Origin of the sequence: Pseudalkalibacillus sp. Hm43 (genome assembly GCF_051842935.1) — a bacterium.
GTDB lineage: Bacteria > Bacillota > Bacilli > Bacillales > Fictibacillaceae > Pseudalkalibacillus.
In genome coordinates this window covers 1851217-1873970 of record NZ_JBPXRR010000001.1, presented here as the reverse complement: position 1 = coordinate 1873970, position 22754 = coordinate 1851217, and the positions used below count along the sequence as shown (strand labels likewise).

General features: G+C 43.8%; 22 protein-coding genes and 1 other annotated feature. Of the genes, 20 read left to right on the top strand and 2 right to left on the bottom strand.

Annotation, left to right across the window (positions count from 1 at the left end; translation table 11 throughout):
* The first annotated feature begins 173 nt into the window (after window positions 1-173).
* From ACSVDE_RS09990 to ACSVDE_RS09895, 20 genes are all read left to right on the top strand, one after another.
* Window positions 174-2342, top strand: coding sequence for an HD family phosphohydrolase (locus tag ACSVDE_RS09990; RefSeq protein WP_439300754.1), 2169 nt, complete (start codon window positions 174-176; stop codon window positions 2340-2342).
* Window positions 2339-2815, top strand: coding sequence for an rRNA maturation RNase YbeY (gene ybeY, locus ACSVDE_RS09985; RefSeq protein WP_439301976.1), 477 nt, complete (start codon window positions 2339-2341; stop codon window positions 2813-2815). Before ACSVDE_RS09990 ends, ybeY begins: the two co-directional genes overlap by 4 nt.
* On the top strand, window positions 2812-3168 hold the full coding sequence (locus tag ACSVDE_RS09980; protein WP_439300753.1) for a diacylglycerol kinase family protein: 357 nt from the start codon (window positions 2812-2814) through the stop codon (window positions 3166-3168). Before ybeY ends, ACSVDE_RS09980 begins: the two co-directional genes overlap by 4 nt.
* A gap of 11 nt (window positions 3169-3179) precedes the next feature.
* Window positions 3180-3578: a cytidine deaminase gene (locus ACSVDE_RS09975; RefSeq protein ID WP_439300752.1), complete on the top strand. Its 399-nt coding sequence runs from the start codon at window positions 3180-3182 to the stop codon at window positions 3576-3578.
* Window positions 3571-4479 carry a GTPase Era gene (gene era / locus ACSVDE_RS09970; RefSeq protein WP_439300751.1) on the top strand — a complete coding sequence of 303 codons (909 nt, stop codon included), beginning with the start codon at window positions 3571-3573 and terminating at the stop codon, window positions 4477-4479. Before ACSVDE_RS09975 ends, era begins: the two co-directional genes overlap by 8 nt.
* Before the next feature lie 122 nt (window positions 4480-4601).
* A complete protein-coding gene (locus tag ACSVDE_RS09965; RefSeq protein ID WP_226547640.1) occupies window positions 4602-4751 on the top strand; it encodes a YqzL family protein in 150 nt (49 codons plus the stop codon).
* Window positions 4752-4782: 31 nt separating this feature from the next.
* Window positions 4783-5526, top strand: a complete 744-nt coding sequence (gene recO, locus ACSVDE_RS09960) for a DNA repair protein RecO (RefSeq protein ID WP_439300750.1) — start codon at window positions 4783-4785, stop codon at window positions 5524-5526.
* A gap of 52 nt (window positions 5527-5578) precedes the next feature.
* Window positions 5579-5753 (top strand) — a binding site (T-box leader).
* An 83-nt stretch (window positions 5754-5836) separates the two neighbouring features.
* On the top strand, window positions 5837-6721 hold the full coding sequence (gene glyQ, locus ACSVDE_RS09955; protein WP_226546508.1) for a glycine--tRNA ligase subunit alpha: 885 nt from the start codon (window positions 5837-5839) through the stop codon (window positions 6719-6721).
* Complete coding sequence (glyS, locus tag ACSVDE_RS09950) at window positions 6714-8795, top strand: glycine--tRNA ligase subunit beta (protein ID WP_439300749.1); 2082 nt, start codon at window positions 6714-6716, stop codon at window positions 8793-8795. Before glyQ ends, glyS begins: the two co-directional genes overlap by 8 nt.
* 179 nt (window positions 8796-8974) lie before the next feature.
* Complete coding sequence (locus ACSVDE_RS09945) at window positions 8975-9619, top strand: helix-turn-helix transcriptional regulator (RefSeq protein WP_439300748.1); 645 nt, start codon at window positions 8975-8977, stop codon at window positions 9617-9619.
* A 38-nt stretch (window positions 9620-9657) separates the two neighbouring features.
* Window positions 9658-10476 carry a pyruvate, water dikinase regulatory protein gene (locus ACSVDE_RS09940; protein ID WP_439300747.1) on the top strand — a complete coding sequence of 273 codons (819 nt, stop codon included), beginning with the start codon at window positions 9658-9660 and terminating at the stop codon, window positions 10474-10476.
* Window positions 10477-11224: 748 nt separating this feature from the next.
* Complete coding sequence (locus ACSVDE_RS09935; RefSeq protein WP_439300746.1) at window positions 11225-11686, top strand: YaiI/YqxD family protein; 462 nt, start codon at window positions 11225-11227, stop codon at window positions 11684-11686.
* 60 nt (window positions 11687-11746) lie between these two features.
* Window positions 11747-13561, top strand: coding sequence for a DNA primase (gene dnaG, locus ACSVDE_RS09930; RefSeq protein WP_439300745.1), 1815 nt, complete (start codon window positions 11747-11749; stop codon window positions 13559-13561).
* Between the two features lie 32 nt (window positions 13562-13593).
* A complete protein-coding gene (gene rpoD / locus ACSVDE_RS09925; protein WP_439300744.1) occupies window positions 13594-14718 on the top strand; it encodes an RNA polymerase sigma factor RpoD in 1125 nt (374 codons plus the stop codon).
* Between the two features lie 284 nt (window positions 14719-15002).
* Entirely contained in the window at window positions 15003-16142 is a 1140-nt protein-coding gene (locus ACSVDE_RS09920; protein WP_439300743.1) for an acyl-CoA dehydrogenase family protein, read from the top strand.
* A 105-nt stretch (window positions 16143-16247) separates the two neighbouring features.
* The gene (locus ACSVDE_RS09915; RefSeq protein WP_439300742.1) at window positions 16248-17888 is read left to right on the top strand and encodes an AMP-binding protein; all 1641 of its coding nucleotides are present in this window, start codon (window positions 16248-16250) and stop codon (window positions 17886-17888) included.
* A gap of 186 nt (window positions 17889-18074) precedes the next feature.
* Window positions 18075-18464, top strand: coding sequence for a cytochrome c550 (gene cccA, locus ACSVDE_RS09910; RefSeq protein ID WP_439300741.1), 390 nt, complete (start codon window positions 18075-18077; stop codon window positions 18462-18464).
* 133 nt (window positions 18465-18597) lie between these two features.
* Entirely contained in the window at window positions 18598-19290 is a 693-nt protein-coding gene (locus ACSVDE_RS09905) for a tRNA (adenine(22)-N(1))-methyltransferase (protein ID WP_439300740.1), read from the top strand.
* Window positions 19287-20411, top strand: a complete 1125-nt coding sequence (locus ACSVDE_RS09900; RefSeq protein WP_439300739.1) for a Nif3-like dinuclear metal center hexameric protein — start codon at window positions 19287-19289, stop codon at window positions 20409-20411. The genes ACSVDE_RS09905 and ACSVDE_RS09900 overlap by 4 nt, the downstream gene beginning before the upstream one ends.
* A gap of 103 nt (window positions 20412-20514) precedes the next feature.
* A complete protein-coding gene (locus tag ACSVDE_RS09895) occupies window positions 20515-21039 on the top strand; it encodes a hypothetical protein (protein ID WP_439300738.1) in 525 nt (174 codons plus the stop codon).
* Window positions 21040-21088: 49 nt separating this feature from the next.
* On the opposite strand, the gene ACSVDE_RS09890 is transcribed toward ACSVDE_RS09895, so the two are convergent.
* Together ACSVDE_RS09890 and vrrA are read right to left on the bottom strand one after the other, a co-directional pair.
* Window positions 21089-22036 carry a 4-hydroxy-3-methylbut-2-enyl diphosphate reductase gene (locus ACSVDE_RS09890; RefSeq protein WP_439300737.1) on the bottom strand — a complete coding sequence of 316 codons (948 nt, stop codon included), beginning with the start codon at window positions 22034-22036 and terminating at the stop codon, window positions 21089-21091.
* Between the two features lie 79 nt (window positions 22037-22115).
* Complete coding sequence (gene vrrA, locus ACSVDE_RS09885; protein ID WP_439300736.1) at window positions 22116-22751, bottom strand: VrrA/YqfQ family protein; 636 nt, start codon at window positions 22749-22751, stop codon at window positions 22116-22118.
* Window positions 22752-22754: the final 3 nt, after the last annotated feature.

The following is a 22754-nucleotide window of genomic DNA, read 5'->3' as shown; positions in this document are numbered from 1 at the left end:
AAAGAGCAATGCGGATCAGTTTTTTTCTTTGCTAAGATACTTTCAATACCGGAGCGATAAAAGAGAAGATTCCATCGACATTATTTTTACAAAATTTTCATCCAAGTTCGTCCAAATCGATAAAATCCGTGGTAGAATAGGGGCAGATGTAGAACGGAAGGGGAGTTATTGGAATGTCTCCAAAACTCATTCAAGATATGAAATCCAGGTGGAACCGAATCGAAAACAGCAAGATCAGCCGCATGCTTCTTTATGCTGCGCTTGCCGTAGCGATGTTCGTCACCATGTTGAGCAATGTCATTCCGGAACGGATCGATCTCAAGGTGAACTCTGTCGCGGAAGAAGATATCCAATCCCCGATTCGTATACAAAATCCGAAAGAAACCGCCTTGAAAGAGGCAGAAGCTGCCGCGGGTATTGAAGATCGGTACATTTTGAATAATGGAAGAGCGATCGATCAAGTCGTCGAAATCGAAGAGCTTTTCACAGCGATTGAACAGACGCAAGAGGAAACGGATCAGAATAAAGAAGAAACGGAGAATGACCAGGAAGCACGTGATGAAGTTCGTAAACAACAGATCGCAGAGTTAAAAGAAGACCTGCCGGAATTCATCGCAAAAGACATCTCTTCCGAGTCACTCAACACATTTCTAGATGCAAAACCTTCAGATGTCGCATTTGCAAAGGATCTTGCCAGTAGTACAATTCATGACATCATGGATCAGCCGATTTCAGTAGATCAAATCAATGACCGGAAAAAGGAAGTCGAGCCGGAAATTACTGAGTCGCTTCTACCTGAAAAGCTGAAGCCTGCGCTCATAGAAATCACGAAAAGTGCGATCATTTCCAACTATACATTTGATGCGGAAAAGACAAAGGAATTAAGAGAGAAAGCAATTGAAGATGTAGAACCGGTGTTCATCCGTGAAGGAGAAGTCCTTGTTGAGAGGAATTCAGAAATTACAAGTGATGACCTTTACAAATTGGAATTAGTCGGTCTATTGAAAGACGATGTATCGCCTTTCCCTTACATCGGACTGGGGATTTTGACTCTTCTGATGACGGCTTTTCTCATCTATTTCTTGAAAGATCTCATTGGTGAACAGAAGAAAGAAAACATTCAAATCATCATTTATGTTTTACTCTTTTCTCTAACACTCGTATTGATGAAAATTGTAAGTCTCATCAGTATTTATTACCCAAGTGTTGCATTCATCATTCCGGTTGCGCTTGGAACGATGATGATCAAGATGCTGATTGATGAACAGACGGCGATCATCTCTAGTATCGTTTTTGCGATTTGTGGAAGTTTAATTTTTAACGAGAATACGACCAGCCCGTTCAACTTCACATTCGGAACATACATACTGATCAGTTCCATCGCGGGGATCGTATTTCTTGGGAAACGAAATGTGAAATCGAAGATCTTGAAGACCGGTACGTATGTAGCGTTGATCAATGCTTCTGTCGTACTGTTGATTTTGGCTCTTACGAACGGACATTTTGATCCTTGGATCATCACCTGGCAAGTAGGGTTTGCACTTCTATCTGGATTCCTGTCTGCGGTACTGACCCTCGGGTTGTTGCCATTCTTTGAAGCAGGATTCGGAATCTTGACATCTATGAAGTTGATAGAGCTGTCGAACCCGAATCATCCTCTATTAAGGAAACTGCTGATGGAGACTCCTGGAACGTACCATCACAGTGTAGTCGTTGCGAACCTGGCTGAAGGGGCTTGTGAAGCAGTCGGTGCCAACGGATTACTTGCTAGAGTAGGGGCATACTACCATGACCTTGGTAAAACGAAGCGTCCGCATTTCTTTATTGAAAACCAAATGAATATTGAGAATCCGCATGATAAAATATCACCACAACTCAGTAAGACGATCATCATCGCTCATCCGTATGATGGCGCAGAAATGCTACGAGCACATAATCTACCGACTGAGATCGTGGACATCGCAGAGCAGCATCATGGGACGACTTTGTTGAAATATTTTTATCATAAGGCGATGCAACAATCAGACAAACAGATTGAGGAAAGCGACTTCCGTTACCCTGGACCTAAAGCCCAAACGAAGGAAGTAGCAATCATCGGGATAGCTGATGCGGTTGAAGCGGCTGTGCGCTCAATGCCGAAGCCGACACCTGTGAAGATCGAAGGGCTCGTTCGAAAGATCATTGCAGATCGTCTGGAAGACGGGCAATTCAATGAGTGCTCCATCACATTGAAGGAGCTCGAAATAGTAACCGTCAGCATTTGTGAAACGTTGAATGGTATGTTCCATTCACGCATCGAGTATCCTGAGGAAATTCATAAAAAGAAAGTGAGTCAGGCATAATGTTAACAGTTGAACTGATTGATGAAACGGAACAATTGGAAGCAGAGATTATGGAAGAGATCGAACGTCTGCTCCAACACGCTGCCCAACAGGAAACGATTGAAAAAACAGCGGAGTTGTCCGTCACCTTCGTGAACAATGAACGGATCCAACAAATTAATGCAGAATATCGCAACATCGACCGGCCGACGGATGTCATTTCGTTTGCGCTTGAAGATGAAGTAGAGGGAGAATTGGAAATCGTTCATTCTCCTGATCAACCAGTACTGCTGGGCGATATCATCATTTCAATCGATAAGGCGAAAGAACAAGCCGATGAGTACAACCATTCGTTCATGAGGGAACTCGGTTTTCTAGCGGTCCATGGATTTTTACACTTGCTAGGCTACGACCATATGGATGAAGACGAGGAAAAGGAGATGTTCGAAAGACAGGACAGCATCCTTGAATCGTATGGATTGAATCGATCATGAAATATGTCATGAAAAGCTTTCAGTACGCCATGGAAGGGGTCATTGAAGGCTGGAATGAACGGAATTTCAAAATCCACAGCGTGTTTGCTGTGTTGACGATTCTTTTTGCTTTTTTATTTGATTTTTCGCCGACCAAATGGATGGTTCTCCTGATTACGATCGGCATCATGCTCAGTCTTGAATTGATGAATACAGCCATTGAAAGAACAGTCGATCTCATAACAGAAGATCATCACCCGCTCGCCAAGCAGGCTAAGGATCTCTCTGCAGGCTCTGTCTTTATTTTCAGTGTCATTGCTGTTATAATAGGATTCCTTCTATTTGCAGAACCATTAATTGAAATAGTGACTTAGAGGTGAATGATTTGAATAAAGAAGAATTGATTAAAGAAGCAATTGAAGCAAGAAAATATGCCTATACACCTTATTCGAAATTCCAGGTAGGAGCTGCCCTGTTGTCTGAAGACGGGAAAGTCTATCGGGGTTCCAATATTGAAAATGCAGCATACAGTCTCTGTAATTGTGCAGAACGTACAGCCTTATTCAAGGCTTATTCAGAAGGGGACAAATCATACAAAGCGATGGCTGTTGTCGCGGATACGAAGCGACCTGTGCCCCCATGCGGGGCTTGCCGACAAGTCATTTCTGAACTCTGTTCACCTGAAATGCCTGTATATTTGACGAATTTGAATGGAGATGTACAGGAATTGAAGGTAAGTGAACTGTTGCCAGGTGCATTTTCTCCGGAGGATTTAAATGAATAGAGAAGGATTCAAATCTGGATTCGTTTCGATTATCGGACGTCCGAACGTAGGAAAATCAACGCTCATCAATCACATTTTAGGACAGAAAATCGCGATTATGAGTGACAAACCACAGACGACAAGAAATAAGATCCATGGGGTTTATACAACGAACGAAGAGCAAGTCGTTTTCATTGATACCCCTGGAATTCATAAACCGAAACATAAGCTCGGGGATTTCATGACCCGAATCGCTCAAGATACATTAAATGAAGTCGACATCATCTTGTTTCTGATCAATGCGGAAGAAGGCTTCGGCAGAGGCGATCAATTCATCATGGATCGTCTGCAAAACGTGGATAGCCCTATTTTCCTAGTCATCAACAAGATCGATAAAGTCCATCCTGATGATCTTCTGCCGATCATCGAACAGTACCGTGAAAAAGTTGATTTTGCAGAGGTTGTGCCGATTTCAGCTCTCAACGGTAACAATGTGAACACGTTGATGGACCAGATCAAAAAGTACTTAGAAGAAGGGCCTCAGTATTATCCAGAGGACCAGGTGACCGATCACCCAGAACGATTCGTCGTTGCGGAACTAATCCGTGAAAAGGTACTTCACTTGACTCATGAAGAAGTGCCTCATTCTGTTGCGGTCGTCATCGATCAGATGAAGCAACGTGAAGGCGGTAATATGGTTGATATCCAGGCTACTATTGTGGTCGAACGATCCTCGCAAAAAGGGATTCTGATCGGCAAACAAGGTGGTATGTTGAAGAAAATCGGTTCCAATGCACGTCAAGATATCGAGCATCTTCTCGGTTCGAAGGTCTTTTTGGAACTTTGGGTGAAAGTCCAGAAAGATTGGAGAAATCGTCCGTTCAACTTAAGAGACTTCGGATTCAGTGAAGACGAGTATTGATTACTTCGGGCATTATCGTGGCATAAATGAAATTGTCAAAAATTCCATAACATGAAATTTGTAATCAAGGTCATTCTAATCTTAAAGATTGCTTATTTTCTTTCGAAAGGTGGAGAAATTCCATGAGGGACTTTACCTGGAAATTGTTTTGTCAAACCGGGGACATTGATACGTACCTGCTGTGGAAAGAACTCGAGGCTGACCATGAGGCATCGGCAGACCTGTTGGAAGTTGAAGAAAGGAAAGGCGATTATATAGAAACAGAACTTTGATTACTCCCACACTGAAATGGCGGTGATGGAGATGTTGATCAAATCAGAAGGCATTGTGATCCGTACGTCAGATTACGGTGAATCAAACAAAGTACTGACTGTTTATACAAAGGATTTTGGCAAATTAGGGATGATGGCAAGAGGGGCGAAGAAAACGAAAAGTCGCCTCTCTTCTGTTTCCCAGCTTTTCACACATGCTCATTTTCTCATCCAAAAGGGGAGCGGTCTTGGCAGTCTGAGTCAAGGTGAAATCATCCACACATACAGAGGCATCAAGCAAGATATTGTCAAAACCGCTTATGCCGCTTATATGGTGGAATTGCTGGATAAATCAACGGAAGATCAGAAGCCGTCTTCTGCGCTTTTTGAGTTTCTATCTTTATCCCTCCGGTACTTGGATGAAGATGTGGATCCTGATATTTTAAAAGCGATTTTTGAAATGAAGATGCTAAGGTTAGCTGGTGTCGGACCCCAGGTGGACAGATGTGTAATGTGCGGTCGTAAGGAAGGAAGCTTTTACTTTTCCATATCAGAAGGTGGATTCCTTTGTGAACAAGACCGTCACACAGATCCCAATGCGCTTGGGTTGTCTACACATACAGCCAGACTCTTGAACCTGTTCTATCACATCGACTTATCGAGACTTGGAAATGTATCAGTGAAAAAGGAAACGAAAGAAGTACTCAAACAAGTTTTAACGACTTACATTGATGAGTATACTGGAATTCGATTGAAGTCCAAGCGCTTCCTTGATCAGATCCAGGCTTTCGAGTGAAGGTTGACAAATGGGTTGAAAAACATTATGATACTTTCAACAAAAAGTAAACATAAATGCGTAGATAGAGAGGAGTACTTACTGACCTCAATGTTAGCGACTCTGGGAAAGTGGAAGCCAGGGATTGAGAAGTGAGGAATGGCGCTCTGGAGCATTCCAATAAAGTGGAAGATGAACGACAATCATCTTCAAATAGGGTGGAACCGCGGGTAACTCTCGTCCCTATGTCTGGGCTGGACATAGGAACGGGAGTTTTTTCTGTTCTATGAGCTGGACCAGAACAACGACAAATGAAACGTGGAGGTGCGTTATGAATTTACAAGACATGATTTTGACATTACAACGTTATTGGGCTGATCAAGGCTGTTTCGTCATGCAAGCTTATGACGTTGAAAAAGGAGCCGGAACGATGAATCCGATGACGTTCTTACGAAGCATCGGACCAGAGCCGTGGAATGTCGCATATGTCGAACCGTCCAGAAGACCGGTGGATGGTCGTTACGGAGAAAACCCAAACCGTTTGTATCAACATCATCAATTCCAGGTGGTGATGAAACCTTCTCCAGACAATATCCAGGAGCTTTATCTAGAGAGCTTGAAGGAGATCGGTATCGATCCACTTGAGCATGATATCCGTTTTGTTGAGGACAACTGGGAAGCACCAACACTGTCCGCATCAGGATTAGGTTGGGAAGTATGGCTGGATGGAATGGAGATCACACAGTTCACCTACTTCCAGCAGGTCGGTGGATTGGATGCGAAGCCGGTTTCCGTCGAGATCACTTACGGAATTGAAAGACTCGCATCCTACATACAGGATAAGGAGAATGTCTTCGATCTGGAATGGCACTCTGGCATCACATACCATGACCTTTATTATCAACCGGAATTCGAACACTCGAAGTATACGTTTGAAGTGTCCGATAATGAGATGCTCTTTAATCTTTTCAACATTTATGAAAAAGAAGCAGAGCGTGCAATCGATGAGCAGTTGGTTTTCCCTGGATATGACTATGTACTGAAATGCTCCCATACGTTCAACCAATTGGACGCAAAAGGTGCCATTTCCGTTACGGAACGTACCGGTTACATCGGTCGCGTCAGAAAGCTTGCGAGAAAATGTGCGAAAGCGTATTACGAGCAACGTGAACAGCTAGGATTTCCAATGTTAAAGGGGGCGAAGGAAGATGAATAAACGAGACGTACTTTTAGAGATTGGTCTGGAGGAAATGCCCGCCCGCTTCGTAACAGATGCGATGTACCAGCTATCCGATAAAATTGCTGGTTGGTTTACGGAAAATCGTATCCAATTCGGAGAAGTGATTCCTTACTCTACTCCCCGACGTTTAGCAGTCAAAGTGACTGACGTTGCCGAGCAGCAAGAGGATCAACAGGAAGAATTAAGAGGACCGGCAAAGAAAATCGCGTTGGATGAGGAAGGCAATTGGTCAAAGGCTGCGCTCGGCTTTGCGAGAGGTCAAGGGGTAGATCCTCAGGATCTTTTCTTTAAAGAAGTCAAAAATACAGAATATGTGTTTGCGAATAAGCATACTTCCGGTGTTGCGACGATGGATCTTCTTCATCAGTTGGATCAAGTCATCCAAAGCCTTCATTTTCCTAAAAACATGCGATGGAGCGATAAGGAATTCAAATTCGTCCGTCCGATCAAATGGATCCTATTCTTGTATGGAAGCGAAGTGCCTCAACTCGAAGTTGCAGATGTACAGGCTGACCGGACGACTTACGGTCACCGATTCCTCGGAGAAGAAATCCAGATTGAAACGCCAGAACAATATCCGACGGAACTTCTTGGACAATTTGTCATCGCAGATTCGAAGGAACGGAAGGATGCAATCCAGAATCAATTGGAAAACCTCCAGGAAGATGAAGGATGGATCATTCCGATTGATGAAGGCTTATTAGAAGAGGTCAACAATCTCGTCGAATATCCAACCGCTTTATACGGTAATTTTGACGAAGAGTTTTTGGAGCTGCCTTCTGAAGTGTTGATTAAATCAATGCGTGAGCATCAACGCTATTTCCCTGTCCAGAATCAAGAAGGTGAATTACAGCCTCATTTCGTTGCTATTCGAAACGGTGATCATGCTCACCTGCAAAATGTGGCAAAGGGTAATGAAAAAGTATTGCGAGCACGTCTGAAGGATGCTCAATTCTTCTACAATGAAGATAAGAAAAAGTCGATTGATGACTTCCTCGCGCGCCTAGAAGCGATCGTGTTCCATGAAGAGTTAGGAACCGTAGCCAACAAGGTTGAAAGGATTCAAGCGCATGCTGAGCGATCAAGTGAGCTCCTACAGCTAGATGCGGATTCGAAAAATGCGATCCAGAGAGCTGCGGCCATTTCGAAGTTCGACCTGGTGACCCAGATGGTATATGAATTCCCTGAACTTCAAGGTGTGATGGGAGAAAAATATGCGAAGCTTTTTGGTGAGGAAGAACTGATTGCAGCAGCCATCAATGAACATTATCAGCCTCGTTTCTCAGGAGACGTGCTTCCGGGGACCGTTGTAGGTTCTGTATTGAGTGTTTCTGACAAGTTGGATACGATTGTCGGATGCTTCGGTATTGGCATCATTCCGACAGGTTCACAAGACCCATATGCCTTGAGAAGACAAGCTGCAGGGGTACTGCAAATCCTCTTGCAAAAGGGCTGGCCAGTCACGTTGGAAGAACTGTTGAACGCTGTGTTGGATGAATACGAACAGCGCGGTTTGTTGAAAAATGACCGTAGTGCGGTTTACGGACAACTGATCGAATTCTTCAACATCCGAATGAAGACGATTTTGCAGGACCAAGGCGTACGCTATGACGTCATTGATGCGATTCTGACTGGTGAAATCGGAAGAGTGGATCTATTGTTGAGAAAATCAGAAATACTCGCTTCCTCGTTGAAGGAAGACAACTTCAAAGAGATGAACGATTCATTGTCGAGGGTTCTGAACATCTCAAAAAATCTCTCAGAGCCGGAAGCGGAAATTGATCCGAGTCTATTTGAAAATGAAGAGGAACAAGCACTATTTGAAAGGTATGTAGAAGCGGATCAAGCAAGAGAATCCGTCCATCAGCTTGAAGATGTCATCGTCTTTTACGAAAAGCTGAGTGAATTGCCGGAAGTCATCGACCGCTACTTCGACAACACGATGGTCAATGCAGAGGACGAAAAATTACGGGTGAACCGTCAAACTCAAATGAAAAAATTGGCGCACGTCATTCATGCCTTTGCGGACTTCAATCAATTAGTGTTTTAATGAGCTCCATGGTAAAATGAAAATGTAAACGAAGACCTGAAGTGAGGTCTTCGTTTTCTTTCTTCAATATGCTGTACAATTGGATCATTATGGCACAATTAATCGATTATACTTCCTATGTTACATGGAAATAGGATATAATGATTTCTAAAGAGTATAGCATATAGGGCAGTAAGGTGGTGTTCCCAATAGAACTGAATAATAGGCAAGAAAGAATCGTCGAGATCGTCAAAGACTTTGGACCGATCACCGGTGAACAGATCGCTGAGCAATTAGATCTAACAAGAGCGACGCTCAGACCTGACCTCGCCATCCTGACGATGGCAGGCTACCTGGACGCACGTCCTCGTGTCGGTTATTTTTATACAGGCAAAACCAGTGCACAGTTACTTACAGAAAAGATTCGTCAAATCAAAGTGAAAGATTATTTATCTTTACCTGTCGTCGTACAAGAATCTTCAACGGTCTATGATGCGATATGCACGATGTTCCTTGAAGATGTCGGAACGTTGTTTGTGGTGAATAAGGAAGCGAAACTTGCAGGCGTTTTATCACGGAAAGATTTATTACGAGCAAGCATGGGAAATCAAGACCTCAATTCCATTCCTGTCACCATCATCATGACTAGGATGCCGAATATAACGGTTTGTACGAAAGATGACTTTTTGATTGATGTAGCGGAAAAGCTGATCGACAAACAAATCGATGCAGTACCGGTCGTTAAAGATACGGAAAAAGAAGTTGACCTTGAAGTGATCGGACGCATTACGAAAACGAATATTACGAAAGCGTTGGTGGACTTTTCTGGAGACGCAATCATTTAACGTGAATGTGCACGACAAATCGCAGTAAGGAGGTACCTATGGCAGATACAGTAAAACGCCCAGTCGTCTATGTCGTATCGGATTCTGTCGGTGAAACGGCTGAACTCGTAGTCAAAGCGGCTGCAAGCCAATTCAAATCTACAAATATCGAAATCAGACGTGTTCCTTATGTGGAAGACAAACAAACCATCAATGAAGTGGTCTCTTTAGCAAAAGATCATCATGCGATCATAGGATATACATTAGTCGTACCTGAAATCAAAGAATACTTGGTTGAAAAGGCAGCTGAGGAAGGGGTCCCTGCGGTTGATATCGTCGGACCAATGATCCATCAGATGGCTTCTGTCTTTGAAGAGGGACCTCGCAATGAACCAGGGCTCGTCCATAAGCTGGATGAAGAGTATTTCCGAAAAGTGGAGGCCATCGAATTTGCGGTAAAATATGATGATGGCCGCGATCCAAGAGGCATTTTGAAAGCGGATATCATACTCGTAGGAGTTTCGAGAACGTCCAAGACACCTCTCTCCCAGTACTTGGCTTTGAAGCGCTTGAAGGTGGCGAATGTGCCGATCGTTCCTGAGGTAGAACCGCCTGAGGAATTGTATCAAGTGTCTAAGTCCAAGTGCTACGGACTTCGAATCAGTCCGGAGAAGTTGAACGACATCCGCCGGGAACGATTGAAAGCACTCGGGTTGGATGACCATGCGAACTATGCCAACATGGATCGTATTAAAGAAGAGCTGGAATACTTCGATAAAGTCATCGATAAGCTTGATTGTAAAGTCGTCGATGTCTCCAACAAAGCCGTCGAAGAAACAGCCAACTACATTTTGAACATCCATAAAAAGAAGATGTAATAAAGGCGAGAACCTGCACATAAGTTGAAGGGGTTGACACAAAAAATCTGTCAGCCCCTTCTTTTCCTTTTAATCATACGAATTTATTAAATAGATTGGATGGAATCTCTTAGATCTGGGTGATAGATGTGTTCTTTGTGTCCTCATAAATGAGAAGATCGCGAAATGAGGGATAGAAAGAGGGCTATTCTGTCCTCCAAAATGTGAGAATCGGAAAATGAGGGATAGAAAGAGGTCCATTCTGTCCTTGAAAATGTGAAGATGGCGAAATGAGGGATAGAAAGAGGGCTATTCTGTCCTCCAAAATGCGATAATCACAAAATGAGGGATAGAAAGCGGATCTTTGAGTACCCAATAACGCGAAAATAGTAATATGAAGGTCGTTAAGAGAGTTTGTGCGTTCTTGAAAACGAAAATGAAGGACGCAAGAAAGATGCACATCACTTATCCGCTGCCAGACAGCAATTTGGATCTTTCAAATTGTACAAAGCTTCATCCTCTATAAAAATATTCACATCACAGAAGGAAACTCCCGATTTTTGTCGAAATATACAAAGACAGCCAATACTTTTTAATAGTCAATTCTACAAAAATACGTTATAATACTCTATTGTGTGTGCATTTCCACAGTCAAGTTATTAATCTTGACATTGTGGGTATACTATGGATAACTATTCGACAATATTCTGAAATATAAAACATTGATAAATTGGCAGGAATCGATGAGAGGATGTAGAAATACAAGTACATGAAGAAAACTCGAAATGTGTTGGTTGATGCAGATGCATGTCCGAATCAAATAAAGAAGGCAATCCTTGAAATCTCGAATTTCTATGAGTACAAGGTTTTTTTTATTGCCTCATACAGTCATGCCACAGATCAATACCGAAATGCAGAGTGGATTCTTGTTGATTCTGAACCTGAAGCGGTTGATATGTATATCGTCAACCATTCGATAGAAGGGAATGTTGTCATTACCCAGGATCATGGTTTAGCAAGTCTTCTTGTTTCAAAAGGTGTGTATGTCATATCACCGAGAGGGAAACGTTTCACAGACGAAGAAATGCCTTCATTGTTACAATCCCGCTATTACTCAAGCAAACTGAGAAGATCTGGACATCGGACGAAAGGTCCTTCCAGATTCACACAAGAGGATGCTGAACGTTTCAGTGAAAGCTTCAAAAATATCTTTTCGGACTTGGCAGAATAAAGTTCATCTTCTTCTCTTTCTGTTTTAAAGAAGAATCGATCAGTAAAGAATGGTGATAGTATGGGAGCTCGTATTCCTGAAGAAACGATTGAACGTATCCAAAAGTCGAATGACATCCTCGAAATTGTCGGTGAATATGTCCAACTGAAAAAACAAGGACGAAACTATTTTGGGCTATGTCCTTTCCATAATGAAAATACGCCATCCTTTTCTGTCTCAGCAGAAAAACAAATCTTTCGTTGTTTCGGATGCGGTAAAGGCGGTAACGTCTTTTCCTTCCTGATGGAGGTCGAGGGGTTCACATTCATTGAAGCTGTAAAGAACCTCGCAGAGCGCACGAACGTTGAACTACCCCAGCTGCCGTCCTCTCCTCAAAATGATCAAGCTTCCAAAGAGAAGGAGATCATGAAAGAAGGACACGGTTTGTTAACCAGATTGTATCATCATTGTTTAACAAACACGGAATATGGGCAAAAAGCAAAAGAGTACTTGCATAATCGTGGATTTACAGATGAAATGATCGAACACTTCCAAATCGGTTATGCACCGGACTCCTGGGAGTTCGCCACAGCCTTTTTACAAAAGCGGAACTATTCGTTAGATACGATGGCAGGAGCCGGAGTTCTCGCAAAAAGGGAGTTCGATGGAAAATTCTTCGACCGCTTCCGAAATCGTGTCATGTTTCCGATCTGGGATTCCCAGGGGAAAAACATCGCTTTCGGTGGACGTATTCTAGGTGACGGTGAACCGAAATACCTGAACAGTCCCGAAACGAAAATTTTCTATAAGAGTAAATCTCTCTATGCTTATCATCTCGCAAGACCTGAAATGAGAAAAGAGGATAAAGTCATACTCTTTGAAGGTTATGTCGATGTGATAGCAGCTTGGAAAGCGGGTATAACAAATGGTGTGGCGACATTAGGAACATCCCTGACACAAGATCAGGCACGGCTTCTGAGCCGGAATGTCACCACAGTCGTCATCTGTTATGACTCCGATCAGGCTGGGATCAATGCAGCGTTCCGAGCGACGGAACTCATAGAAAGTGTGAATTGCAATGTACGTATCGCCCAAATGCCACCTGGCATGGACCCTGATGACTATATCCAGAATTACGGCGGTGATCGCTTTAAGCAGGATGTAATAGGGGCAAGTTTGACGGTCATGGCATTTAAAATGCAATTCTTGCGCAGAGGAAAAAATCTCCAAGATGAAGGAGAACGGATGCGCTATATCGAAGAGATACTACATGAAATTGCAAAACTCCCGAAAGCTGTTGAAAGGGATCACTATTTAAGACAGCTTGCGGAAGAGTTCAATCTCTCTTTGGATGCTTTGAAACAGCAACAATATCAGGCTTTTGTATCTCAGAAGAGGAAAAAGGATAATGATGGTCGAAATAGGGAGAATAACCGTAAGAAATATATCGGTCAATCTTCACGCCTTCTACCTGCATTCCACAACGCGGAGCGAATACTACTGGCTCATATGTTAAAAGATGTGAGTATTGCAGAAAAGGTGGAAGAACTCCTTGGCGGGGCATTCAATATCGATGAATACAGCGCGATTGCTGCTTATCTATATGCCTATTATGCAGAAGGCCATACACCTGATATCAGTCTGTTCCTAGAAAGAGTTGATGACCAACGATTGAAGCAGGTCGTCACAGAATTGGCAATGCTTACAATCAATGAGGATATATCCGACCAGGAACTTTACGATTATGTAAAGCAAGTGAAGAAATATCCCAAATTGCTACAGATACAAGAAAGAGAGAAAGACAAAAAGCGTGCAGAACGCGAACAGAATATGGTTGAAGCTGCACGGATCGCGATGGAAATCGTGGAATTGAAAAAAGCGTTAAAAAGTCAGTAACAGAAGTTAGAAGTATGGAAGGAGGGGATCGTATGGCTGAGAAACCTAATCGCCAGGAAGCGGAAGGTGAATTGACCATCGATCAAGTAAAAGAACAATTAGTTGAACTCGGTAAGAAAAGAGGAGTTCTCACTTATAACGAAATAACCAATAAGCTTGCTCCATTTGAACAGGATTCTGAACAAATGGATGTATTCTATGAGTATTTGGGTGATCAAGGGGTTGAAATCGTCGATGAAGAGGAAGGCGATGACCCGAATATTCAAACGGTTGTCAAAAGTGGGGAAGACGAGTTTGACTTAAACGACTTAAGTGTACCTCCTGGAGTAAAGATCAATGACCCGGTCAGAATGTATCTGAAAGAGATCGGACGGGTTGACTTGCTTTCTGCAGATGATGAAATCAGTCTTGCGCAACGCATCGAGAACGGTGATGAAGAAGCGAAACGCCGTCTTGCTGAAGCGAACTTGCGACTCGTTGTAAGTATCGCGAAGCGTTATGTAGGTCGAGGAATGCTCTTCTTAGACTTGATTCAAGAAGGAAATATGGGATTGATTAAAGCGGTAGAAAAATTCGATTACCGTAAAGGATATAAATTCAGTACGTATGCGACTTGGTGGATCCGTCAGGCCATCACTCGTGCAATCGCTGACCAGGCTCGTACAATTCGTATTCCAGTACACATGGTGGAAACGATCAACAAGCTGATCCGAGTCCAGCGTCAATTGCTACAAGACATCGGTCGTGAGCCGACACCTGAAGAAATCGGTAAAGAAATGGAACTTTCACCAGAGAAGGTTCGTGAAATCCTTAAAATCGCTCAAGAGCCAGTATCTCTTGAAACGCCAATCGGTGAAGAAGATGATTCCCACCTTGGTGACTTCATCGAGGACCAGGATGCATTAGCTCCATCCGATGCTGCAGCTTATGAGTTGTTGAAAGAACAACTTGAAGATGTACTCGATACCTTGACAGACCGTGAAGAAAACGTACTTCGCCTACGGTTCGGTCTCGATGATGGACGCACACGAACACTTGAAGAAGTCGGTAAAGTATTCGGTGTAACACGTGAACGTATCCGTCAGATAGAAGCAAAAGCACTTCGTAAGCTTCGACATCCAAGCAGAAGTAAACGATTGAAAGATTTCTTAGAATAGAATCCAATGAACACGGGTCATGTAATGATCCGTGTTTTTTTATGCCAAAAATCCTGCTAAATTTCAAAATATTAGCCCAAATGACGTATCTTGTCCTTTATTTTACTTATTTTCTAAAGCATTTGCAAACCCTCTTCGGAAAAATTTAGGATATTCATATTAAATTTACAACCGAATGACGATATATTCGCACTTTTTTTAACTGTTGAAAAATTATTGCATTTAAACGTATAATTGATGTAAGCGTATACAGAGAGATATTACAACAGTCAGGAGTGGAGTAAATGAATTTCGATTTAACCGATGAACAAAAAATGATTTGGAAAATGATTCGCGAATTTGCGGAGGAAGAAGTGGCACCAGGAGCTGAGCAACGAGATAAGGAAAAACGCTTCCCTATCGAGATTTATAAAAAGCTTGGGGATCTCGGCTTGATGGGACTTCCTTTTTCAGAAGAATATGGCGGTGGCGGTGCCGATGCAGTCAGTTTCGCGATCGTTGTCGAAGAATTGAGCCGTGCATGTGGATCGGCTGGAATCACATATTCTGCACACATTTCCTTAGGTGGGGCACCACTTGATCTATTTGGAACAGAGGAGCAGAAACAAAAATATCTAAGGCCGATTTGTACTGGAGAGTCGATGGGTGCTTTTGGTCTCACGGAACCGAACGCTGGCTCAGATGCCGGAGGAACGGAAACGACAGCCGTGAAAGACGGTGATGAGTGGGTCATCAACGGAAGTAAGTGCTTCATCACAAACGCGAGCTATGCTAAGAATTTAGCGTTGACGGCCGTTACTGACCGTGATGGCGGTAAAAAGGAAATTACTGCATTCATCGTCAATACAGATGCACCAGGATTCAAGGTCATTGATAATTATGAGAAGCTTGGATTGAATTCATCTAACACGACAGAGCTTATATTAGAAGATGTACGAGTGCCGGAAGAGAACATGCTTGGTAAGAAAGGCTATGGTTTCCGACAATTCCTAGCGACGCTTGACGGGGGTCGAATCGGAATCGGTGCGATGGGCGTAGGAATAGCTCAAGCGGCTTATGAAAAAGCGCTCGCGTATGCTCAGGAACGTAAGCAATTCGGTCAATCATTGTCTAAATTCCAGGCTACTCAATTCAAACTTGCAGACATGGCAATGAAAATTGACCTCGCTAGAACGCAAGTATATAAAGCAGCTTGGCTGAAGGACCAAGGGCGTAAATTCGCGAAAGAAGCTTCGATGGCGAAGCTCTATGCGTCTGAAATTTGTATGGAAGTATGTGATCAGGCAATCCAGATCCATGGTGGCTATGGTTACATGAAGGATTATCATGTAGAACGTTTCTACCGTGATGGTAGACTTCTTGAAATCGGAGAAGGAACTTCAGAAGTCCAACGTATGGTCATCGCTCGAGAGATCGGCTGCTAACAATTGAACGAGTAGAGAGGGGATTGAACTTCCAATCCCCTCTCTATTTTCCTATTAAATTCTGATAATTAGAAATATTCAATGACTCTATGGAGGTGCTGTTTCATGTACTTGAACCAAACCATCGGCGAACTATTGAAAGAGAAAGCGGAAAAATGGCCTGATCGAGAGGCGGTCGTCTACAGCAAAGAGGGAATACGGCATACATATGAAGCGTTTCATCAACTGACTGGACAAGTTGCCAAGTCCTTGATGGCGATGGGCGTTCAGAAAGGGGAACATATCGCAGCCTGGTCTACGAACCGTTTTGAATGGCTGCTTTTACAATTCGGGTCAGCACGGATGGGAGCTGTGCTTGTAACCGTCAATACGAATTACCAAAAGAGCGAGCTCGAATATTTATTGAAACAATCCGATACGACGACTTTATTCATGATGGATCAATTCCGGGATAGTTCCTATGTAGAGATCATCCATTCGATCATCGGTCAAACAGGAAATGACGGAAAAGTGAGCTCAGAAGTGCTCCCTGTCCTCAACCAACTCGTGTATATGGAAGAAGGAGACGCTGATGGGCTGCTTAGCTGGGAAAAGTTCCTAACTAAGGGTGAATCGGTATCAGATGAAGAACTCGCTGCACGTGAAAAAGAATTGGATGTCCATGATGTCATCAACATGCAATATACGAGTGGGACGACGGGCTTTCCTAAAGGGGTCATGCTGACGCATTATAACATCGTGAACAACGGCTACCAGGTCGCGAATGCGATGAACCTCTCACATGAGGACAGGCTCTGTATACCGGTTCCGTTTTTCCATTGTTTCGGGTGTGTACTCGGTACGCTTGCCTGCGTCTCTGTCGGGGCAACGATGGTCCCGATCGTCCAATTCGACCCAGAGTTGGTGTTACAGACAGTCGAGAAGGAAAAATGTACAGGTCTCCATGGGGTACCGACCATGTTCATCGCCGAATTGAATCTTGAATCCTTCGATGACTATGATCTGTCTACGTTAAGAACGGGAATTATGGCAGGATCCCCATGTCCGATTGAAGTCATGAAAAAAGTCATCAATCTGATGGGAATGGAAGAAATTACGATTGCTTATGGTCAAACGGAATCATCTCCTGTCATCACTCAAACACGTACAGATGACCCGATTGAGCGAAGAGTTGAAACCGTCGGCAAAAGACATCCGGTTGCAGAGGTGAAGATCGTCGATCCTGTGACGAATGATGAAGTGGCACCTGGCGTACAAGGTGAACTTTGTACCCGCGGATATCTTGTCATGAAAGGCTACTACAATATGCCTGAAGCGACCGCGAAAGCGATCGATTCTGAGGGTTGGCTTCATACTGGTGACCTTGCGACGATGGATGATGAGGGGTACGTGAAGATCACAGGCCGATTGAAGGATATGATCATCCGCGGCGGAGAAAACATATACCCGCGTGAAATCGAAGAATTTCTATATACGAATCCGTCCATTGTGGATGTTCAAGTCATCGGTGTACCGGATGAAAAGTACGGTGAGAAGGTAGCGGCATGTGTTCAGGTAAAAGAAGGCGATGCCATCACGACGGATGAAATCCGCTCTTATTGTGAAGGGAAAATTGCCCGTTATAAAATTCCGGAATACATTTTCATAGTTGATGAATACCCGATGACCGCTTCTGGAAAGATCCAGAAGTACAAATTAAGAGAATTGGCGCAGCAATGGAAGGAAAAGTCGACAGGAATCGTGTAATCATCAATCCTCTGAAACCTTGCTATGGCAATGGAAACGTGTCCAAATGATGACAATCCTATCATCTCTATCGTTTAAGGCTTTCCTTCCTATCAATTTTCAAGTAAAATAGTAAATGGCTTGTTTACTATTACATAGGTAGGAAACAATAACAGAGTATAACCTGCATCAAAAGGAGGATTAGAGATGAAAAGAAATCCATTGATTCCATTCGCCATTACTGCTGTTGTAGGAATTGCAATCATGCTTGTTATGTCTGCAGTAGGCGTTCATGAAGCTAAAGAACAAGCGGCCGGCGGAGGCGAAACGAAGTCGGGTGAAGAACTGGTCCAGCAAAGTTGTACTTCATGTCATGGACAAAACCTTGAAGGTGGAGTAGGACCGAGCTTGACAGATGTTGGTTCTAAGTATAAACCAGATGAGATCGTAGAGATCATTCAAAATGGTAAAGGACAAATGCCAGCCCAAAGCCTGAGTGTAGAAGAAGCACAAAAAGTCGCTGAATTCTTAGTCAACGGCGGTGAAGAAGGCGGCGAAGGTGAAGGCGAAGAGAAGAAGAAAGAAGATAGCCATTAATCAATCATAGAAAAGGGCTGACTCAAGTGACTGCTTGGGAAGGCCCTTTTTATATTCGAAAGTGAAGTTGATTGGGAAACCAAAAAAAGCTATAGTATGGGGAGTATAGACCAATAGAATAGGTGAGAGAACGATGATAGCCATATCCAAACGATTAGATAAAGTGACAACATACATACCAGAAGGAGCGACCATTGCAGATATCGGATCCGATCATGCTTATTTGCCCTGTTATGGGGTGCAAAAAGGCATCATTCGACATGCGGTCGCAGGCGAAGTGAATAAAGGGCCATTTGACTCTGCATTGTCCCAGGTGAAAGCACTTGGCTTGGAAGATCAGATTGAAGTGCGGATGGGCGATGGGCTCGAAGTCATCTCTGCCAACGAGGTTTCCGTTGTCGTTATTGCTGGGATGGGCGGACAGCTGATCAGCAACATTTTAAACCGGGGAAAAGATAGACTTCCTGGTGTTGAGCGGCTCGTTTTGCAACCGAACATGGGGGCAAAATTCATCCGTGAATGGTTAGAAGCGAATGGATGGGTACTTGTTGCAGAGTCGATCCTGGAAGAAGATGAGAAAATCTACGAAATCCTCGTTGCTGAGCGATCTCATAACCATGAGAAACTGACTGAAGCCGAAAAACTTCTAGGACCTTTTTTGATGCAGGAAAAAAGTGAGACGTTCAAAAAGAAGTGGAAACGGGAAAAGAACAATTGGGAAAGGATTGCCACACAGCTTCAACAGGCGATTCCTTCAGACGAAATTACGGAACGGAAAAACGAGTTAGAGAAGAAGATCAAATTTGTTACGGAGGCGATACAATGAGTGAAAACTATGTCCATGCTCAAGAAATCATCCAGCGAATCGATCAGCTCGCACCTAAATGGATGGCGATGGACTGGGATCCGATTGGTCTGCAGGTCGGATCACGTAATAAACGTGTGAAAAAGATCATGGTCACACTGGATGTCATCGAGCCGGTCATTGATGAGGCGATTCGTGAAGGAGTCGATTTCATCTTCGCTCACCACCCGCTCCTTTTCAAACCGTTGAAAAAGATCGATCCAGATACCTCACATGGACGGACGATCCAAAAGCTGATCAAGCATGACATAACCCTGTACGCCGCTCACACGAATCTGGATGTAGCAGTCGGCGGCGTAAACGATTTACTCGCAGATGCGATTGGGATGACCGATACTGAGGTGTTGGCCGACACGATGGAGGATAAGTTGAAAAAGCTCGTCGTGTTCGTACCAGAAACTCATGCTGATGCGGTCCGGGATGCTCTAGGGAATGCTGGGGCTGGTTTCATCGGAAACTACAGCCATTGTACGTTCAATACTCCCGGTACCGGTACATTCATGCCACGGGAAGGTACTGACCCTTACATCGGTGAACAAGGCAAGATGGAGTACGTGGATGAAGTGAAAATTGAAACGCTCTATCCAATGAGCATTGAAAAAGATGTCATGGCAGCGTTGAAAAAGGCGCATCCTTACGAGGAAGTCGCCTATGATCTGCTTGTCCTCGATAATTCGGGTGAAATGTTCGGAGTTGGACGTATCGGAAAACTGAAGGGAGAAACGACCGTCGGCGAACTTGCTCAGCAGCTGAAGGAAAAATTCGGATTGGACGGAGTCCGCGTGGTAGGTGACCTTGATAAAAAGGTGAAAAAGATTGCTGTTTCCGGCGGGGAAGGAAACGACTTTATCAGCAATGCGATGTTCAAAGGGGCTGATGTCTATATCTCCGGCGATATCAAATATCACTATGCACACGATGCCTGGATGGAAGGCATGGCGATCATCGATCCAGGACACAACATTGAAAAAGTCATGATTGATGGCGTAGCAGACATTTTGACAGAGTGGTTAGGCGAGAAGGGAACGTCCACTGAAATCTACCGCTCAAAAGAGCACACTGATCCATTTAAATTTGTATAATGAGATAAGCAAGCGGGCACCCACTTTTGTGGCGTGCTCGTTTTTTTGTAAAAGTAGGAAGGATAGGTGCTCTATCCTTCCCGAAAATGGGATTGAGCTGAATTTGGAGGAGGGTAGAGGCTCTATCCTTCCCGAAAATGAGATTCAGCAGAATTTGGAGGAGGGTAAAGGCTCTATCCTTCCCGAAATCGGGATTCATCTAAATTTGGAGCAGGGTAGCGGTTCTATCCTTCCCGAAAATGGGATTGAGCTGAATTTGGAGGAGGGTAGAGGCTCTATCCTTCCCGAAAATGAGATTCAGCAGAATTTGGAGGAGGGTAGAGGCTCTATCCTTCCCGAAAATGGGATTGAGCTGAATTTGGAGGAGGGTAGAGGCTCTATCCTTCCCGAAAATGAGATTCAGCAGAATTTGGAGCAGAGTAAAGGCTCTATCCTTCCCGAAATCTGGATACAGCTGAATTTGGGGCAGGGTAGCCGCTTTATCCTTCCCGAAAATGGGATTGAGCTGAATTTTGAGCAGGGTAGAGGCTCTATCCTTCCCGAAATCTGGATACAGCTGAATTTGGGGCAGGGTAGCCGCTCTATCTTATCCTCAAAACAAAATCCCAAGGATTTCAGGGAAAGGTAGCAACAGATATGAAAAAGCTCAACCGGTACCGGTTGAGCTTCCAATTTAATTATTTCTTTGCTGCTTTTACTTTTGGTAAGATCTTGCTGAGCTTCACTTTTCGTTCCCGTTTCCATGTCGACTCGTCTTTCGGGTCGTATTGGTCTAGGAACATGATGACTTCTTTCGTAATTGGAGTTGGAGTTGAAGCACCAGCTGTTACAGCTACCGTTTCTACACCTTCCAACCATTCAAGTTGAATTTCAGATACATCTGAAATTCTGTGTGAAGGCGTACCCGCAATCTCCCATGAAACTTGTGCGAGACGATTTGAGTTGTTGCTTCGGGGATCTCCGACGACAAGCAGCAAGTCGGCATCTACAGCCTGAACGGCAACTGCTTCTTGACGTACTTGAGTCGCCTTACAAATTTCTTCATGCACTTCTGCCTGGGGATATTTGTCCTGGATCATATTGATCAAGTGCTGAACATCCCATTGACTCATCGTCGTCTGGTTAGTGATCAGGACTTTATCAGCCTTGATGTCCAGGTTGCGGACATCTTCTTCGGTTTCAATCAGATGGACGATATCCGGTGCGATACCCATTGCGCCTTCAGGTTCAGGGTGACCTTTTTTACCGATATAGGCTACGTGATAGCCTTCTTCTCTCTTTTCTCTGATTAAGTCATGTGTCACTGTAACGTCAGGACAAGTTGCATCGATGGTGTGGAGACCTCTCTCCTTCGCCACTCGTCTAACTTCAGGTGATACGCCGTGTGCTGTGAATATGACAGTTCCTTTATCAACTTGCTTCAATATCTCTAAACGGTTAGGGCCATCAAGTGTTATGATACCTTCTTCTTCAAATGCATCTGTAACATGTCTATTATGAACAATCATACCAAGAATGTAGATTGGTCTAGGTACATCTGGATCACTTGCAGCTTGTCGAGCGATTACCATCGCGTCAACAACGCCATAACAATAACCGCGCGGTGAAACCTTCATTACCTTCATACAAAAAGGTCCTCCTTTATACATGCGCTCATGGCTTTATTATAAAGGAGGACCTATCCGATTGACAAATAAACAATCGTTATATATAAAGTTTTGGTACGGAATTCCGGTTTTGCCCTGTGGGTGTGGACTGGATGCGTTTCACCTGAGGAACCTTCTTGTTCGTGACCGTTTTGGTGATTTTTGTATTCTTCGTTTCTTTATTCGGTGATTTTGAGGAAGTTTCTTTCTGATTCGTCACTTCAGAAGAAGTACTTTGGCTAGCTTTCGTTCTTCCACTAGACTTTTTCCCGCTAGACTTTTTACCTCTGACAGGTTTGGTACCTGTTGTTGATCTTCGTCTCCTCTTCTTCTGCTCAGGTTTAGCTTCCTTTTCCTCGGTTGACGAATCCTCCTCTTCAGAGTCCGAGTCCGAAGAATAGTTTTGATATTCTTTTAACAATTGAAGCATAGAAGGTAAATTCTTCACCATTGGACCATATTGTTGGACGAGCGGTTTGACTGTATCCGCCATCTTCATCACTTTCTGAACATTTTCAACCATACCTATTAGGTTGAGCCCGCTGCCTGCACCAGGATTTGGCGAAAGGAAGCGGCTTAGAAATCCAAGCGAACGACCAGCTGGAAGTCCTCCCCCTCTAAAAGGCATCATTTGACCGAACTGCGAAATGGGTCCCATACCAGGGGGACCGAAACCGGGAGGCATACGGTACATAAA